This window comes from Sporosarcina sp. resist (genome assembly GCF_014302295.1).
GTDB classification, from domain to species: domain Bacteria; phylum Bacillota; class Bacilli; order Bacillales_A; family Planococcaceae; genus Sporosarcina; species Sporosarcina psychrophila.
Genome location: NZ_CP060287.1, coordinates 233,836 through 251,092 on the forward strand (window position 1 = coordinate 233,836; position 17,257 = coordinate 251,092).

The 17,257-nt window shown below is 43.8% G+C and carries 16 protein-coding genes; 14 read left to right on the top strand and 2 right to left on the bottom strand.

Annotation, left to right across the window (positions count from 1 at the left end; genetic code table 11):
- Positions 1–97 precede the first annotated feature (97 nt).
- On the top strand, positions 98–1,639 hold the full coding sequence (adh, locus tag H7992_RS01070) for an aldehyde dehydrogenase (RefSeq protein WP_067204639.1): 1,542 nt from the start codon (positions 98–100) through the stop codon (positions 1,637–1,639).
- A gap of 276 nt (positions 1,640–1,915) precedes the next feature.
- Positions 1,916–2,272 carry a DUF779 domain-containing protein gene (locus H7992_RS01075; RefSeq protein ID WP_187046447.1) on the top strand — a complete coding sequence of 119 codons (357 nt, stop codon included), beginning with the start codon at positions 1,916–1,918 and terminating at the stop codon, positions 2,270–2,272.
- A 54-nt stretch (positions 2,273–2,326) separates the two neighbouring features.
- Here H7992_RS01075 and H7992_RS01080 read toward each other — a convergent pair whose 3' ends face one another.
- On the bottom strand, positions 2,327–2,719 hold the full coding sequence (locus H7992_RS01080) for a thiol-disulfide oxidoreductase DCC family protein (protein WP_187046448.1): 393 nt from the start codon (positions 2,717–2,719) through the stop codon (positions 2,327–2,329).
- A 194-nt stretch (positions 2,720–2,913) separates the two neighbouring features.
- Between H7992_RS01080 and H7992_RS01085 the strand changes: the two genes are divergently transcribed.
- The 5 genes from H7992_RS01085 to bioB all read left to right on the top strand — a co-directional run bounded on the left by H7992_RS01085 (position 2,914) and on the right by bioB (position 6,116).
- Positions 2,914–3,096 (top strand): hypothetical protein, encoded by a 183-nt coding sequence (locus tag H7992_RS01085; RefSeq protein ID WP_187046449.1) that lies wholly within the window; start codon positions 2,914–2,916, stop codon positions 3,094–3,096.
- Positions 3,097–3,735: 639 nt separating this feature from the next.
- On the top strand, positions 3,736–4,122 hold the full coding sequence (locus H7992_RS01090; protein WP_067204654.1) for a hypothetical protein: 387 nt from the start codon (positions 3,736–3,738) through the stop codon (positions 4,120–4,122).
- Positions 4,123–4,179: 57 nt separating this feature from the next.
- A complete protein-coding gene (locus tag H7992_RS01095; protein WP_156475936.1) occupies positions 4,180–4,365 on the top strand; it encodes a histidine kinase in 186 nt (61 codons plus the stop codon).
- A gap of 148 nt (positions 4,366–4,513) precedes the next feature.
- Entirely contained in the window at positions 4,514–5,110 is a 597-nt protein-coding gene (locus tag H7992_RS01100) for a biotin transporter BioY (protein WP_067204657.1), read from the top strand.
- Between the two features lies 1 nt (position 5,111).
- On the top strand, positions 5,112–6,116 hold the full coding sequence (bioB, locus tag H7992_RS01105; protein ID WP_067204660.1) for a biotin synthase BioB: 1,005 nt from the start codon (positions 5,112–5,114) through the stop codon (positions 6,114–6,116).
- Positions 6,117–6,157: 41 nt separating this feature from the next.
- On the opposite strand, the gene H7992_RS01110 is transcribed toward bioB, so the two are convergent.
- On the bottom strand, positions 6,158–6,742 hold the full coding sequence (locus H7992_RS01110; RefSeq protein ID WP_067204662.1) for a GNAT family N-acetyltransferase: 585 nt from the start codon (positions 6,740–6,742) through the stop codon (positions 6,158–6,160).
- Positions 6,743–6,966: 224 nt separating this feature from the next.
- Between H7992_RS01110 and H7992_RS01115 the strand changes: the two genes are divergently transcribed.
- The 7 genes from H7992_RS01115 to H7992_RS01145 all read left to right on the top strand — a co-directional run bounded on the left by H7992_RS01115 (position 6,967) and on the right by H7992_RS01145 (position 17,257).
- Positions 6,967–8,667 (top strand): hypothetical protein, encoded by a 1,701-nt coding sequence (locus H7992_RS01115; RefSeq protein ID WP_187046450.1) that lies wholly within the window; start codon positions 6,967–6,969, stop codon positions 8,665–8,667.
- A gap of 874 nt (positions 8,668–9,541) precedes the next feature.
- The gene (locus H7992_RS01120) at positions 9,542–10,012 is read left to right on the top strand and encodes a CtsR family transcriptional regulator (protein ID WP_067204668.1); all 471 of its coding nucleotides are present in this window, start codon (positions 9,542–9,544) and stop codon (positions 10,010–10,012) included.
- A gap of 32 nt (positions 10,013–10,044) precedes the next feature.
- Positions 10,045–10,599 carry a UvrB/UvrC motif-containing protein gene (locus H7992_RS01125; RefSeq protein ID WP_067204672.1) on the top strand — a complete coding sequence of 185 codons (555 nt, stop codon included), beginning with the start codon at positions 10,045–10,047 and terminating at the stop codon, positions 10,597–10,599.
- A complete protein-coding gene (locus tag H7992_RS01130; RefSeq protein WP_067204675.1) occupies positions 10,589–11,677 on the top strand; it encodes a protein-arginine kinase McsB in 1,089 nt (362 codons plus the stop codon). Before H7992_RS01125 ends, H7992_RS01130 begins: the two co-directional genes overlap by 11 nt.
- 358 nt (positions 11,678–12,035) lie before the next feature.
- The gene (locus H7992_RS01135) at positions 12,036–14,510 is read left to right on the top strand and encodes an ATP-dependent Clp protease ATP-binding subunit (protein ID WP_067204678.1); all 2,475 of its coding nucleotides are present in this window, start codon (positions 12,036–12,038) and stop codon (positions 14,508–14,510) included.
- 79 nt (positions 14,511–14,589) lie between these two features.
- Entirely contained in the window at positions 14,590–15,966 is a 1,377-nt protein-coding gene (gene radA / locus H7992_RS01140) for a DNA repair protein RadA (protein WP_067204680.1), read from the top strand.
- 187 nt (positions 15,967–16,153) lie between these two features.
- Positions 16,154–17,257, top strand: a complete 1,104-nt coding sequence (locus H7992_RS01145; RefSeq protein WP_067204683.1) for a PIN/TRAM domain-containing protein — start codon at positions 16,154–16,156, stop codon at positions 17,255–17,257.

Genomic DNA, 17,257 nt, shown 5'->3' on the forward strand with positions numbered 1-17,257 from the left:
ATACATTAATTGCTTCTGGTAGAGGCGCATACGGAGGAAGTTTGCGACATATAGTGGCATTGTGTGAAAAATTCAACTCACAGGGAGGAATGGAAAAATGGTACAAGCGGTAGAAAATCAGATTTATGCTTTTCCGAATACGGAAGGTGCGAAAGTAAACTTTAAAGAACGCTACGATAACTTTATCGGTGGAAAATGGACAGCGCCGGTTAAAGGGGAATACTTTGATAACGTGACGCCGGTAACGGGGAAAGTATTTACAGAAGTTGCACGCTCGACTGCAGAGGATGTTGAACTTGCGTTGGATGCGGCACATGCTGCAAAAGATGCTTGGGGCAAAACGTCTGTTACGGTACGTGCGAATACGTTACTGAAAATTGCTGATCGCATTGAACAAAACTTAGAAATGCTAGCTGTTGCTGAAACGTGGGATAACGGCAAAGCGGTTCGTGAAACATTGAATGCAGATCTGCCGCTTGCTATCGACCATTTCCGCTATTTTGCTAGTGCAATCCGTGCGCAAGAAGGTGGAGTTAGTCAGATTGACGACGATACTGTAGCATACCATTTCCATGAGCCAATCGGTGTCGTTGGACAGATTATTCCATGGAACTTCCCTATTCTGATGGCGGTATGGAAACTTGCACCAGCACTTGCTGCAGGAAACTGTGTCGTGCTGAAGCCTGCTGAACAGACACCGGCATCAATTCTTGTACTTGTAGAATTGATAGAAGATCTATTACCTCCGGGTGTTTTGAATGTCGTGAACGGTTTTGGTCTTGAAGCAGGTAAACCGCTTGCATCGAGCTCACGTATTGGGAAAATTGCATTCACAGGTGAAACGACAACGGGACGTCTGATTATGCAATACGCTTCACAAAACGCAATCCCTGTCACACTCGAATTAGGTGGTAAATCACCGAATATCTTCTTCGAAGACATTATGGACGAAGACGATTCGTTCTTGGACAAAGCAGTAGAAGGCTTCGTCATGTTTGCACTGAACCAAGGTGAAGTTTGTACATGCCCATCGCGTGCACTGATTCAAGAATCCATTTACGATAAATTCATGGACCGTGCAATTGAGCGTGTAAAAGCGATTAAAACAGGAAATCCGCTTGATCCGACTGTCATGATGGGTGCGCAAGCGTCAACTGAACAGTTGGAGAAAATTCTTTCCTATCTAGATATCGGCAAACAGGAAGGTGCGGAATGCCTGATTGGCGGAGAGCAAAATCAGCTTGAAGGCGATTTGAAAGACGGCTACTACGTCAAGCCAACTGTCTTTAAAGGGAATAATAAAATGCGGATTTTCCAGGAAGAAATCTTTGGCCCTGTCGTTTCGGTTACAACGTTCAAAACAAAAGAAGAAGCGCTTGAAATTGCGAACGATACGCTATATGGCTTAGGTTCGGGTGTCTGGACACGCGACATGAATACGGCATATCGTTTCGGCCGCGGCATCCAAGCGGGAAGAGTCTGGACGAACTGTTATCACATGTATCCAGCGCATGCTGCGTTCGGTGGTTACAAAGCGTCCGGTGTTGGACGTGAAAACCACTTAATGATGTTGAGCCACTATCAACAAACGAAAAACATGCTTGTTAGCTACAGCGAAAACAAACAAGGTTTCTTTTAATTTCATTCAGCGGGGGTTCAAACCCCGCTGAATTGTGGATCTCAGACTAAGAACGCCGCGTCCTGCGGCAACGTCTGAATGACCAACATCCTGTTGGCCCAAAGCCTCCGGCGGATGTCACAGATTTTGAAGGGAGTTAAGGAAGGCAGTCTAAGTTCGCGACTTCCTGTCGCAACGACTGCATGACCTACATCCTGTAGGCCTCAAGCTCAATTCAAAATCTGGACGCAATCACGCCGAGGCGTGATTGATTCGAAAAGGAGGGAGGTAGTGCGGATGACGGAACGCGTACTCGCAACTGACGCTGCACTGGAACTCATTGTGTTTTTGGAAGAGAAACACGGTCCACTCATGTTTCACCAGTCGGGCGGCTGTTGTGATGGCTCATCGCCAATGTGTTATCCGAATGGGGAACTGATTATAGGTGATCAGGATGTCCTACTTGGTACTATTGGTGAAACACCGTTTTATATGCACAAAAACCAATTCGAGTATTGGAGGCATACACAGCTAATCATTGACGTTGTCAACGGTCGCGGCGGCATGTTTTCACTCGAAGGTGTCGAAGGCAAACGCTTTTTGACCAGGTCACGTGCGTTTACGGCTGAGGAAAACAAAGAGCTACAGGTGTAAGTGAATAACAAAAGGGCCCTCGATGAAAACTCGGAGGGCCCTTTTTGTCGTTGGTTAAATAAAGCGTTTCCGCTGTTCTGGCGATGGCAACATACATGCATCTTCTTTTTTGCCAAACCATTTATAGCGATTTTTAGCGACGTAGTTATATACGCCGTCACGGATTTTACGTGGTACGAGTATAAATAGGAAGAATAGATGCCATAATCCGTCCAGTTTTTTTGCGATACGGAGCGCTGCTGAAGACTTGGTGAACGCTTTACCGTTTTCAATCAAAACCAAGCTGTCAACGTCTTCCGGGATAGCATATTTTTTCGTGAGTTCCAGTCCTTTTTCGCTTTGTAATGAAGTAAATAGAAAATGATTGGCAGGATCTCGCTTTATAATGAACTGCACACTTGCATCACAAAAATTACAAACACCGTCAAATAAAATAATTCTTTTCATAAAATAACCTCCCGGCGTACTTATCTTCTATAGTATAGCCTGTTAGTGAATCGATAAAACGTGAAAGGTGTTACTATTTACACATGACAGAATATTTAGTATAATAGTAGTGAAAAGAAATGGAACATGCTATAAACGTTTGGATGTTTTCCACCGCATTTAGCCCCGGCAAAATGATGAGAGGATGATAGACTATGGAACGTTTACCTATTGAATCGTCAGAAATGGAGCTTAGGACTAATAAGGATTTCATCGCCAAATTAAAAATGATTGGCGAAGGTGGTCCTATTTATGAGCAATATGAAATGCTTGAGAAAAGAAGAGAAAAGTCCGATTCTTTCGATGATGGAAAAAAACTTCCGCGTGATTACCAATAACTAAACCTCACAGCGATGTGAGGTTTTTCTGTTTTTTTAATGCTCTATATAGGTTGAAATAAAGAGCTTCGATGAGGCGGAACGAAAAGGGCGAGTGCGAAGAATAATGACTATGAATGGTATTATGGCGAGTTATTCAGTCGCATTGCTGACATTTGTGTTATGGATGAATATTAATATTGATTATGATAGATCTCTCGTCCATAAAGTTATACTGGCTTTTCTGATTGCCAGTTCCATAAGCCCACTCTTTCTAGTGACTCGAGTGTTTCTATACTACAGAAGAATGCGTAATGCAGGAGTTCAAGACTAAGCGCTATAATCTATATTGAATATACGAATACATGTGGAAACTGGGTGAAGGCACCTTAAAAGGGGTAGCCAACCGAACAACGAAGAGTTCGGTTTGTATAATTTTTGCGTACTTTGCATAAATTATACAGTTTATACCAAGAAGTAATTCTATTATTTCCTGTGTCCCTCGTGGGAGGCATCCCCGAGCGCCACAGCGGATTTGAATGGAATCTTTATTTCAACATCTGTAGTTAGTAAACTATCCAATATTCATTAAAGTTCATAGTGTCTATCGCCCGTTTGTCTTCCTTCTTTTCACATCTACTAGAAGGAGGAGGTGATAGTATGATGCAACAAGGTAATTGGCAGCAGCCAAATTGTCATCAAGGGAATATGATGGGTGGTAATCAAGTACGCCCGGTAGTATGTCCGACGCAGTATCGTTGTCACGATCAATTTGTACCGCGTGAAGTTCCTTATATCCATCCGATCGTCAATGTGAATCGGGTGCATAACGTTGAAATTCCACGTCACTATTTCACAGAAACAACACAGAATGTGATGGGGCAAACACTCCCTGCTCGACCAGGTTTCGGTCCAGGAATGGGCGGAATGGGTCCAGGTATGGGACCAGGAATGGGCGGATTCGGTCCACAAGTTGGCGGTATCGGTAATCGTCCTGGCTGTGGACATCGTCCCGGTTGTGGCTGTGGAAATCGCCGCGGCTGGTGATAGGTCAGATTTATGGTAGAATAAAGCTACCATAATGATATACAGTAGGTGAGTTTGTTGAGAGCTTTTAAATTTGTCATTCCAGTCATGCTGCTCGTTGGAGGGTTTGGCTGGATGAAATTGACGAAAGAATTCCAAGAAGTGCCCGGATTAACGCGCTTGGCTATTATAATTGGTGCGATGATTTTGAGCGGGATCATTTCTTACTTTTTATTTCCAAAAGACGAAGGCGAAAAATCCTAAAGAGAGACCGATAGCGAATTTGCTATCGGTCTTTTGTTTATTTGCTAATACGTCATTTGTGTTAACTTTCGTTAAATATTTGTTGACTCATAATGTGTTATCTATTATTCTGTTAAAGATAACATAAACTTTAGGGGTGTATCATATCATGACAACAGCTACAGTAAAAACAAAAAGTAAAAGCGCAATGAGTCCGTTAACACTTGTCTACAGTGGAATGTTCGCAGCACTGATGATGATTGGCGCAAATATTACCGCATTTGTACCATTTCTAGTTGTGGGTGGTGTGCCGATTACATTGCAGACATTTTTTGCGATTCTTGCGGGACTTATTCTTGGTAGTCGCAGGGGTGCACTGGCGATGGCGGTCTATATGTTCATCGGGCTTGCGGGGGCGCCTGTATTTGCGAGATTCAGTGGTGGTTTTGGATCAATTATCAGTCCGACATTCGGATTTATCATATCTTATATTTTAGTAGCATTCATCGTCGGGAAAATCGTTGAAAAGAACGGGAAATTACATGGTTATATTATTGCTGCAATCGTTGGAATGGTTCTAAATTATGTAATCGGAACGAACTGGATGTATTATGCCTATAAGCTCTGGGCTGCGGCACCGGATGCCTTTACATACAAAGTAGCGTGGCTATGGATGGTGCCGCCACTGCCGAAAGATATTATCCTTGCCGTCCTTGCTGGAATCTTTGGACACCGTATGTATAAGGTATTGAAAGTGAGGCGTTAATATGACGAAGTATACTGAGTTAGCTGAACGTGTTCTAGTGGGACATGTCCTGACGGATGAGGAAGCCCTATCGATATTGGGGAGTCCAGAAGAGGACTTGCTGCCGCTTTTGCACGCGGCTTATATAATCCGGAAACATTATTATGGGAATAAAGTGAAGCTTAATATGATAATGAATACGAAATCTGGCTTATGCCCGGAAAACTGCGGGTATTGTGCACAGTCGATTATTTCAAAAGCGCCAATCGAAAAGTATGCCATGATGAAAAAAGAAGAAATTGTAGCAGGTGCAGCTAGAGCAGCCGAATTGAATGCAGGAACCTACTGTATTGTGGCTAGCGGGAGAGGTCCTGCGAACCGTGAACTCGAAATTGTTATCAATTCCGTGAAGGAAATCAAGTCGAAGTATGAGCATATGACCATTTGTGCATGTCTTGGACTGTTAAAACCAGACCAAGCGTCCCGATTGAAAGATGCTGGCGTCGACCGTTACAATCACAACATCAATACGTCGGAAGCCCACCATGGAAGTATCACAACGTCTCATACTTATGAGGACCGCGTAAACACGGTCGATCTTGTGAAGCAGTCGGGTATTTCACCGTGTTCTGGCGTTATCATTGGTATGCGTGAAACGAAACAAGACGTCGTCTCAATGGCACGCAGTTTGTATGCAATGGATGCAGATTCGATTCCGGTGAACTTTTTACATGCCGTGGATGGGACACCCCTTGGCGGGACAGACGAGTTAACACCGATCTATTGCTTGAAAGTACTATGCTTGTTCAGATTCATTAATCCCACAAAGGAAATCAGGATTTCCGGCGGGCGTGAAGTGAACTTACGCAGTCTTCAGCCGTTAGGGCTATACCCGGCAAACTCGATTTTTATTGGGGATTATTTGACGACAACCGGCCAGGAAAGTGAAAGAGACTATCAAACGCTGAAGGATATGGGATTCGAAATAGACTTAGAACCTTTAGCAAAACAGCCTGTTCCAGTGTGATTGAAAAATGGACATCCCATTTCGACGGGATGTCCATTTTTTCATTCAGGTGTATCAAATGGTTGCAGAATATCTCTTTTGCCTTTTGTGTGAAAAATAAGTACTTTATCAGTAGGATCGTACTTTTTACCATAAAATGTTTCATCTTTATAAGTGTGGATTTCATCGTACGTCTGTGTCATTGCATTGTAGATTTCTTCTTCACCTGAATCAGTTGGTGACCAGTATAAGATTTCAAGTACCGTATTTTCGCCTGTTGCAAGGGAGCGACGATTATAGCCGATGCGCTGTGCATGTGTGAAGTTTTCACGTGAGTAAAATTTAAGTCGTTTTGCAGTATCTGTATCTTCATAATCGACTGGCTCCACTTCAAGGAGAATCGGTTTATTCTTGGATTTTAACATTGTTAATAATTTGCTGCCAAGTCCCATGCCGCGTGATTGTGTTGAAACGAACAAGTAGTCGACGAATATAAACTTCTCGAACTCGACATACATGAGCACATGATGAGGTCCTTCATCCTTCTTATAAACACTTTTCTTGTCAGTTAGTAACGCATCCATATGTTCCTTTGACTTCATCTCTTCAACGGGGAAGTATTCATTTAGCTTCTCATACCAATTCAAAATGTGTTGCCTCCAATGGTTTATTTACCCCGGAGTTTTTTGTTTTGGATTGTGAGACCGAGGAAAAAAGAAGGGTAGTAAAAAATCCTCTATTCTACTGTATACCCATTATTTTAAATAAATAAACTTGCTCGGTTTTAATTAAGTAAATGAAACTATTTCCTAGATTATCCGTATACTTAGCTAACAACAAAAAATCTTACTCAGTGGAAAAGGGTGTATATATGTTTAATTTACTTATATTCTCAATTATTGTGGGCATCGTGTTCAGTCTAGTTATTGTCCCATTTATATTAAGTACTCAAGCGAAGCGCGGTGCGGATGAGGAAGCTGTAAAAACTCCTTTTAATAGAGGAGCTGCGATTGCTACCGTAGCTATATTATCTGCTATAGCCGTATTCGTGTTTTACTATACGACAAACATGGACCGTAACTGGACGTCTCTGTGGATGGTGCTTTTAGTCGTTACTTTGCTAGGTGCTTTGTCGGCAGGTGGCAAAGACCGCAAAGTGAAATTGGTCCTGTTCCTCGGTGCACTTGTTTTTGGGGCATATATACTTAGCGCGCCGCTCTTCAACGCCGACAAGAAATACAAAGCAGTTGAAATGGATCAGCAAGTGGAGATTTCAGCGTTCGATGAAACAAAAACGCCGGCAAGTGTTCCACCGAAGTTTGCACGCAATAAGATGAAGAAAGCATTCGGGCAAGTTCCGAATACGAGTTACTATGAGCTCGGCAGTCTGCAAATTCAAAAAGTCGATGGCAAATTTGTCTACATTGCACCCGTGGAGTTTTCGGGCTTCTTTAAATGGTGGAGTGCTGATACAACGCCTGGCTACTTTACGATGAGTGCAACAGACTCGGCTGATAACCCGAAATTTGTGAAAGCAGAAATGACGTATACACCATCGTCCTACTTCCACAAACAAGTGGAGCGTCATATACGGATGAAAATGCCGAACCTTATTTTTTACGGGGATGTTCAACTTGAAATTGACGACGATGGAAAACCGTATTATATCCGTTCTTATGGGGAATTCATTTCCGCGCGTAACGGCTTTGATGTAAAAGGGATTGTAATGGTCGATCCTGCTAATGGTGATGTGAAAAAGTATTCGCTTGCAGATATACCTGAATTCATCGACGGGGCTGTTTCACCTGAAGCGGTCAGTTTGCAAAATAGTTACTTCGGGAACTATATCCACGGTTTCTGGAATTCAGTCGTTGGGAAGAAAGATGTCAAGTTGCCATCTGATGAAGGAACAGAGGCGAATGTAAGCCCGATTTTTGACGAGAATGGTCATATGTATTACTTCACAGACTTTACAAGTCCAAAAGAAGGTGTCGACTCGATGCTTGGCTATGCGTTGACGGATGGTAAGACAGGAAAAGCAACGTATTATTCAGGTAATCTGGAAGAGTCCTATATGGATTCGCAAGGGGCACTGCAGATTATCGAGAAGAAATTCATTGAAAAGAAATGGTCCGGCGAAATGCCGGTCTTGTATAACTTCTACGGAGAAGCGAGTTGGTTAACGCCAGTGCTCGATTCAAATGGATTCCTGCAAAATTACTTCATTGTATCAGCAGCGAATCCGGAAATATCGGTTTACGGCAATACGCCGAACGAAGCATTGAAATTGTATAAGACAGCTCTTCAGCGCGGAGGTAGCGGTGTAGATGGTAGCTCGAGTGCGGAAGAGGCGAAAGCGGCCGTAACGGTCGTGCGTGTATTCAAAGAGCGCGTCGGTGATTTTACACTTGTTTCGTTTTTAGCGGATGATGGACGCAACTTCATCGTCTCTTCGGAAGCTGTGCCACTCTCAATCTATATTCAAGAGGGCGATAAGCTTGTTGTGACATATTTAGAGACGGGTGAACTATTCTTGCCTGTGAAAGAGTTGACGAATGTTAGCGTGGAATAACGGAAATGGAGTGCAAGGCGAATTCGCCTTGCACTCCATTTTTAGTTGCTATATATGTTGAATTAAAGAAACCCATTGAATCTACTGTGGCGCTCAATAAGGAGAGAGTATTAATTGGGGGTGTGGATTGTAGAACGCTTGGCGCTTTGGGGATGCCTCTCGCCGTAAGCCTGGATTAGCGCTTCGCATCCAGTCTTAGGGCTTCGGCGACCCCTGTTAAGGCGCCTTCGCCCAGTATATATACCGGATTCAACATATATAATTATTTTCAAGAAAGAAGTACTCCAACTTGCAGATTTCATCACAGATAATGAAATGCTCTTTCTCACATTGACCATCCAGCGAAGGCGCGTCTTCGTGGTAGCTGGAGCGATAAGCCACTGAAAAAGTTCTTTTTTGATAGTAAGAACTAGTTGATTGTAGTGAAGAGCGGCGACTCCGGCGGGAACAGCGCGAGCTGAAGACCCCGCAGGAACGCAGTGACGAGGAGGCTGAAGCCGTGCCCGCGGAAAGCGTCCGCTCGGAACGGAAATCAACGGTATTGAAGGAAATTGTACTTTTTCAGTGCCTTGGCTTATCGCGGGAGGCATCCACAAAGCGTATACATCGTATTCCTCTGTTCAACATATATAGAAAACTATAAAGTCTCGAACAGTGGATAACCTGCAAAAGGAGCTATTCCACGTCCGAACTCTTATGCTTCTGAACAGGCGCTTCCGCTTTTGTTTTTTCGTACGGTTAAAACGTATTGTCACATGCCGATACTTGTTAAGTCTGGTGCGTATCGATTGCGGAACATGCGGAATATCATGTACAATCAAGTCAAAGATAGTCAAAGTCAACGGCTTATCCCCCGTATGAAAGAGGTGAGGGTATGAGAAACATTTCCGACATTATTGAAGGATATTTGAAAGCAATAATCGAAGAGGGACAGTGTGGAACCATCGAAATTAAGCGCAATGAAGTCGCTGAAAAGTTCCAGTGCGTCCCGTCTCAAATCAATTATGTTATTAAGACCCGCTTCACGGCGGAGCGTGGTTATGCGGTTGAATCGAAGCGTGGAGGCGGTGGTTACATACGTATTTTCCGCGTTCAGGCGAATTCCCGTAAAGAATTGATTGAACATATTTTAGGCGGTATCCAATCGGGAGCCTCTTATACGATGGCTTTAGATGTCGTTTACAGACTAATTGAAGAAGAAGTCATAACGGAGCGCGAATCAAAGCTCATTCTTGCTGCGGTTGATAGAAGAACTATCCATCAGCCACTTCCAGACCGCGATATCATGCGTGCACGCATTTTACAAGCAATGCTCTTGACGCTTATTTACGAACAGCGTAACTAATCACCAATCCAACTGATATGAGGTGGCTTTCGATGATATGTGAAAATTGTAAAGAACGAACTGCGTCCATTACGATTACGCAAGAAAGTGTAGTCGGATCGCTGGAACGCCATTTATGTGAGAAATGCGCATTTCAATCACAAACATTCCATTTCGACCCCAATCAAGAGCCGTTGTCCATTCAGCAGTTCCTATCTCACTGGTTTAGCGGTTCTGATCCTTTCCAGGCACAACCGCAAACGCGGGGAGAGTCGTTTGAAGGACCCGAATGTCCCTCATGTGGTTTAACGTTTCCGAAGTTCCTCGATATTGGGAAGTTTGGCTGTGCCGACTGTTATGACACATTTCGTGGCAGCTTACCGCAAGTTTTTGGCAAGCTTCACAATGGCCATTCAACTCATACCGGGAAAGTACCGGTTTCATTTAATGAAATATATGCAGTTAAAAAGAAAATTGAAGAGATCCGAGTGAAGATGAAAGAGGCAGTAGAAGCTGAGCATTTTGAAGAAGCGGCAGCTTTGCGTGATGAAGCGAATACACTAAAGCAACACCTTTCCCTTGGAGGTGAAGAAAACGATGTCGATTGAAAAATTCATGCGTGATGCGGTAACCCCTTGGATGACTGCTTACGGAGAGCACTCAGACATCGTTATGTCGACGCGAATTCGACTTGCACGCAACTTGACGGGCTATCGTTTTCCTATCGCGTTCACTGAAGAAGAAGCGATGGCGGTAGACAGAGCGGTTACGGGTGTTTTGCTTGATACCATGCAAAGTGGCTATTCCTATACTAAGATGTCCGATCTACCTGCATTGGAACGCCAAGTACTTGTTGAAAAACATCTGATCAGTCCGCAACTCGCAATTCCTGACAGGCATGGCGCAGTTCTTCTATCAGAAGACGAGACCATAAGTGTCATGGTGAATGAGGAGGACCATATCCGCATTCAATGCATCTATCCTGGGTTACAGCTTGAGGATGCCTATAAACAGGCTGATCAGGTTGACGATTACCTTGAAAAAGAACTGCCGTATGCTTTTGATGAAGACTTTGGTTATTTGACAAGCTGTCCATCGAATACGGGAACCGGCATGCGCGCATCTGTGATGATGCATTTACCGGCACTTACAATGACGAAGCAGATTGATCGTATTATCCCGGCTATCTCACGGCTTGGAATCATTGTCCGAGGGAGTTATGGCGAAGGAAGTGAAGCACCTGGCAATGTCTATCAAGTATCAAATCAGACGACGCTTGGTAAAACGGAGCAAGAGATTCTCGCGGATCTTGGAAACATTGCATCTCGGTTAATTGGGCATGAACGGAAATCGCGGGAATTGTTACTTTCAAAGTCGCGAATTGCGCTTGAGAACAGGCTATTCCGTTCATTGGGTACAATTAGTTATGCGCGACTATTACCGTCAGGCGAGGCGGCACGATGCCTTTCGGACGTCAGACTCGGTATCGATCTTGGTATCATCCAGGACGTTGACATGTCGATTTTGAACGAACTGATGATATTCATGCAGGCAGGTTTCCTACAACAATATGCAAGCACGGAGTTATCACAAGAAGAACGGGATATATTCAGAGCGAAACTGTTTCGAGAACGACTCAATGTAGAGAAATCCTCTCCTCCGACTGAGATTAATACGGAAGAATGAGCAGGTATTTTGCACATTGTCTTTTGTTTAGGTATAGTTAGGTCAAAGATAGTCAAAGTCAATTTTCCCAATAAAGGAGTTCCTGCGTGTTCGGTTGAATACGTATAAAAGGGTGGCTGTTTTCTTACCTCTTTCTAGAGAGGAAAGAAAACATAAGCTATACTGCATGGATTGGTGTCTAGACGCCAGCCCCTAGGCCCATATGCCGTGGGAGGGATTGTGAAATGCATTATTCCTCCTACCTGTCGAGGCTGAACGGTGCCTTGCGCTTTTCTAGAAAAGGAATTCATTTGAGTAATGTATGGTTTTTTGGGGAATTGATTGTATATATATATAGTATAGAAGGAGAGGACTGAATATGATGTTTAATCGATTTACACAGCGTGCACAGAAAGTATTGCAACTTGCCCAAGAAGAGGCAATCCGCATGAAACACGAGTCCATTGGAACAGAACATATTTTACTTGGACTTATTCGTGAAGGCGGAGGTATTGCTGCAAAAGCGCTTGAAGCGATAGGTGTCAACTTTGAAACAATCGTACAAGGTGTAGAAAAACTTGTAGGTGCTGGAACAAAGGATGTCGGTCCAATCGTTCATTACACACCTAGAGCAAAAAAAGTTATTGAATTATCCGTGGATGAGTCACGTAAGCTGGGTCATTCTTATATCGGAACAGAGCACATCTTGCTAGCACTTATCCGTGAAGGTGAAGGGGTTGCAGCGCGTGTCTTGAATAACGCTGGCGTTAGTCTGAATAAAGCGCGTCAACAAGTACTTCAGTTGCTGGGAAGTAATGATAGCTCGGCTACAGGTCAAGGCGTTTCGAATTCTGCTGCAACGCCGACATTGGATAGCTTGGCACGTGATTTAACGGAAGTGGCACGTGAAGGCTTGCTCGATCCGGTTATCGGACGTAGCAAGGAAATTACACGTGTTATTGAAGTATTAGCACGCCGAACGAAAAACAACCCAGTACTTATTGGAGAACCAGGTGTTGGTAAGACTGCAATTGCTGAAGGGCTCGCACAGCAAGTCATTAATAACGAAGTGCCGGAAATTCTCCGTGACAAACGTGTTATGACACTCGATATGGGAACAGTCGTCGCGGGTACGAAATACCGTGGTGAATTCGAAGATCGCATGAAAAAAGTAATGGAAGAGATTCGCCAAGCGGGCAATATCATCCTATTCATCGACGAACTGCATACGCTGATTGGGGCAGGAGGAGCTGAAGGTGCAATCGACGCATCTAATATCCTGAAGCCTTCGCTGGCACGCGGTGAATTGCAATGTATCGGTGCAACGACGCTTGACGAATACCGTAAATATATTGAAAAAGACGCTGCGCTTGAACGACGCTTCCAACCGATCCAAGTCGACGAGCCAACTGTCGATGAAACAATCCAAATTCTCCATGGCTTGCGTGACCGTTACGAAGCGCATCACCGTGTGAAAATTACAGATGAATCAATCGAAGCGGCTGCTAAAATGTCGGATCGTTATATTTCTGACAGATTCCTTCCGGATAAAGCGATTGACTTAATCGACGAAGCGGGTTCAAAAGTACGCCTTCGTTCATACACGACACCGCCTAACTTGAAAGAGCTGGAATTGAAATTAGAAGCAATTCGTTCTGAAAAGAATGCAGCTGTCCAAAGCCAAGAATTCGAAAAAGCGGCATCGTTCCGCGACAAAGAACAAAAGATGAAAGAAGAACTTGAAACAACGAAAACAGATTGGAAAGAAAAGCAGGGTCAAAAAGAATCCGAAGTGACAGTTGAAGATATCGCAGAAGTTGTAGCGATGTGGACTGGAATACCGGTATCTAAAATAGCTGAAACGGAATCTGCAAAACTGCTCAACATGGAAGAAATGCTACACGAACGTGTCATTGGCCAAAGTGAGGCAGTAACTGCTATTTCCCGGGCAATACGACGTGCACGTGCAGGTTTGAAAGATCCGAAACGTCCGATTGGCTCGTTCATTTTCCTTGGACCAACAGGTATCGGGAAAACGGAATTGGCAAGAGCGCTTGCGGAAGTCATGTTTGGCGATGAAGATGCAATGATTCGTGTTGACATGTCCGAGTACATGGAGAAACATTCGACATCGCGTCTAGTCGGTTCACCACCAGGGTATGTCGGCTATGAAGAAGGCGGACAGTTAACAGAAAAAGTTCGTCGCAAACCTTATTCGGTAGTCTTGTTAGATGAAATCGAGAAAGCTCATCCGGATGTCTTTAACATTCTCCTTCAAGTACTGGAAGATGGCAGATTGACGGATTCAAAAGGACGCTTAGTAGATTTCCGAAACACAGTTCTTATCATGACTTCCAATGTAGGAGCACAAGAATTGCGGAAAAATCGTTATGTCGGATTTAATCTGGGAGATGCGGGGCGCGATTACGAAGGCATGAAATCAGCGATGCTTGAAGAGTTGAAGAAAGCGTTCCGTCCCGAGTTCTTAAACCGTGTGGATGAAATGATTGTCTTCCATGCACTTGAAAAAGAACATTTGCGTAAAATCGTCTCGCTTATGTCGAATGAATTGACGAAACGTCTAGGCGAACAAGAGATTGAACTAGAGTTGACAGATGAAGCGAAAACCAAAATCGTTGATGTTGGTTATGATCCGGAATATGGTGCTCGGCCACTACGCCGCGCTATCCAGAAACACATTGAAGACCGTTTGTCTGAAGAACTTCTAAAAGGAACAGTACTGGTAGGTAGTAAAGTACTTGTCGATGTGGTTGATGGAGAGTTTGTCGTCAAGACAGGAATCGACGCTGAACAACCGAAAGTTGCGAAAAAAGAAGAAGTACTCGAAAAATAAAGTGTGAACTGGATAGTCCATCCCACCGACAGTTCTTTTCGGTAGGAATGGGCTGTCCTTTTCGTGTTCGGAGGATTCCATGGCAAAAAGAAAATCGAAGTTTATGTGTAAATCATGTGGTTATGAATCGGCGAAGTGGATGGGGCGGTGCCCAGGTTGCGGAGAATGGAATACGATGGAAGAGGAAGTTGAAGTAGCCGTTCAAAAAGGGCCACGTGGTGCATTTCAGCATACAGAGGGCGTCCGTCAAAAGGCGCTGCCTATCAGCTCAATCGAGATGATAGAAGAACCAAGAATTGGCACAGACTTGGAGGAGTTCAACCGCGTTTTGGGTGGCGGAATTGTCCCCGGCTCACTTATTTTAATCGGTGGAGATCCGGGTATAGGAAAGTCGACACTCCTTCTTCAAGTATCTTCACTGTTGGCGAACAAAGGGCAACGTGTTCTTTACATTTCAGGTGAGGAATCAATTCGACAGACAAAACTACGTGCAGAACGACTTGGCGTAAAATCAGATGAACTTTATATTTATGCAGAAACTGATTTGGGATTAATTCACGAAACGATAGCGGATGTGAAACCGACGTTTGTCGTTGTCGACTCCATCCAGACCGTACATCATCCCGAAGTAGCATCAGCACCAGGAAGTGTATCTCAAGTGCGTGAATGTACAGCTCAGCTGATGCGCATTGCTAAAACGCAAAATATTGCTATTTTCCTTGTTGGCCACGTAACGAAAGACGGGCAGATTGCAGGACCGCGGTTACTTGAGCATATGGTGGATACAGTTCTTTATTTTGAAGGGGAGCGGCATCATACTTACCGAATTTTACGCAGTGTGAAAAACCGTTTTGGCTCTACGAATGAAATTGCGATATTTGAAATGTTGCAGTCCGGTTTGAAAGAAGTACTGAATCCGTCCGAGTTATTCCTGCGAGAAAGATCCCAGGGGGGAGCGGGTTCAACGGTTGTTGCATCTATGGAAGGAACCCGGCCGATTCTTGTTGAAATTCAAGCACTTGTCACACCATCTAGTTTTAACTATCCAAAACGTATGGCTACTGGGCTCGATCAAAACCGAGTGTCATTGTTAATGGCTGTACTTGAGAAACGTATGGGGATGCTGTTGCAGGCTCAGGATGCCTATATTAAAGTGGCGGGCGGCGTGAAGTTGGATGAGCCGGCAATCGACTTGGCTGTGCTAATGAGTATCGTTTCCAGTTATCGTGATTTGGCGGCTGGTTTGTCTGACTGCTTTATCGGTGAAGTCGGGCTGACAGGTGAAGTACGACGAGTATCGAGAATTGAACAACGTGTGACCGAAGCCGCAAAACTCGGGTTCGAGCGTGCGATTATTCCCGCTTCAAATATTGGCGGTTGGGAATATCCGAAAGGCATTCGCGTAATAGGCGTAGAAACAGTCAGTGATGCACTGAAAATTGCTTTTAAAGATTGAGTAGAAGACGGGGCTGCAATTGTGGCAGTCCTGTCACTTTTATACTGTAAAGATGCAGTAAATGAGAAACTTTCACATGTTGGAGGGAGTCCTAACAGAATAGAAGGAAATATCACACTTACCTGACCTTATAAAGGCGGTTTGAAGCGGAAACATGTATAATTAAAAAATAAAGGAGGTGGTTCATATGTTGAAAAAGGTAGTTCAAGTTTCATTTTTGCTTATCGGTGGAACACTGGGTGTATTATTTTTACCGCATTTATTTAAATTATTTTCTTTTACTACGAGCCCATGGATTAATAATCCATACGTGTCTGCAATCCTAGGAGCAATATTGCTCTTTTTAATCAGCCTTTTCCTAACAGAACCAATTGTTAATTTCATTAAATGGATGGAAGAAAGGTTATTGAAAGCACCGGTTTTTGATCTGATATTCGGTACAATCGGTCTTGTTGTCGGTTTGAGTGTCGCGTTCCTAGTCAGTTTTGGAGTGAGCAGTATCCAGATACCGATTATAACGTCTGTCCTTCCAATCCTGTTGTCGATTATTCTTGGCTATTTAGGTTTTCAAGTCGGGTTTAAGAAACGGGAGGAAATAATTCACACGGTGCAATCTACAAAAAGCGGTGGACTCAAAAAGAAAGAAGTGGAGGATACATCTACTCAGACTAAAGGTAAGCTTTACAAGATATTGGACACAAGTGTTATTATAGATGGTCGGATTGCTGATATTTCGGCAACCGGTTTTCTTGAAGGAGTGCTTGTTGTACCGCAGTTTGTGTTGACTGAATTACAACATATTGCGGATTCCTCAGACACGTTGAAACGGACGAAAGGCAGACGCGGGCTGGACGTTCTGAAGCGTATGCAAACTGATGATGGTCCGAATATCTTAATCACAGATGAAGATTTTGCTGGCGTTCCTGAAGTCGATATGAAGCTCGTCCATCTAGCGAAAAAGATGGGTGGACTCGTTGTGACAAATGATTTTAATTTGAATAAAGTAGCGGATTTACACGGTGTCTCCGTGCTAAACATCAATGACCTTGCAAATGCGGTGAAGCCGGTTGTTATTCCTGGTGAGGATATGCATGTTGTTATTGTTAAAGATGGTAAAGAACATAACCAAGGCGTCGCTTATTTGGATGATGGCACAATGATTGTTGTTGAAGATGGGAAATTCCACGTTGGCAATGCAATCGACGTTGTCGTAACAAGTGTATTGCAGACATCGGCAGGACGAATGATATTTGCGAAACTTAAAAACGGTAAGATTTCAAAGGTGAATTAA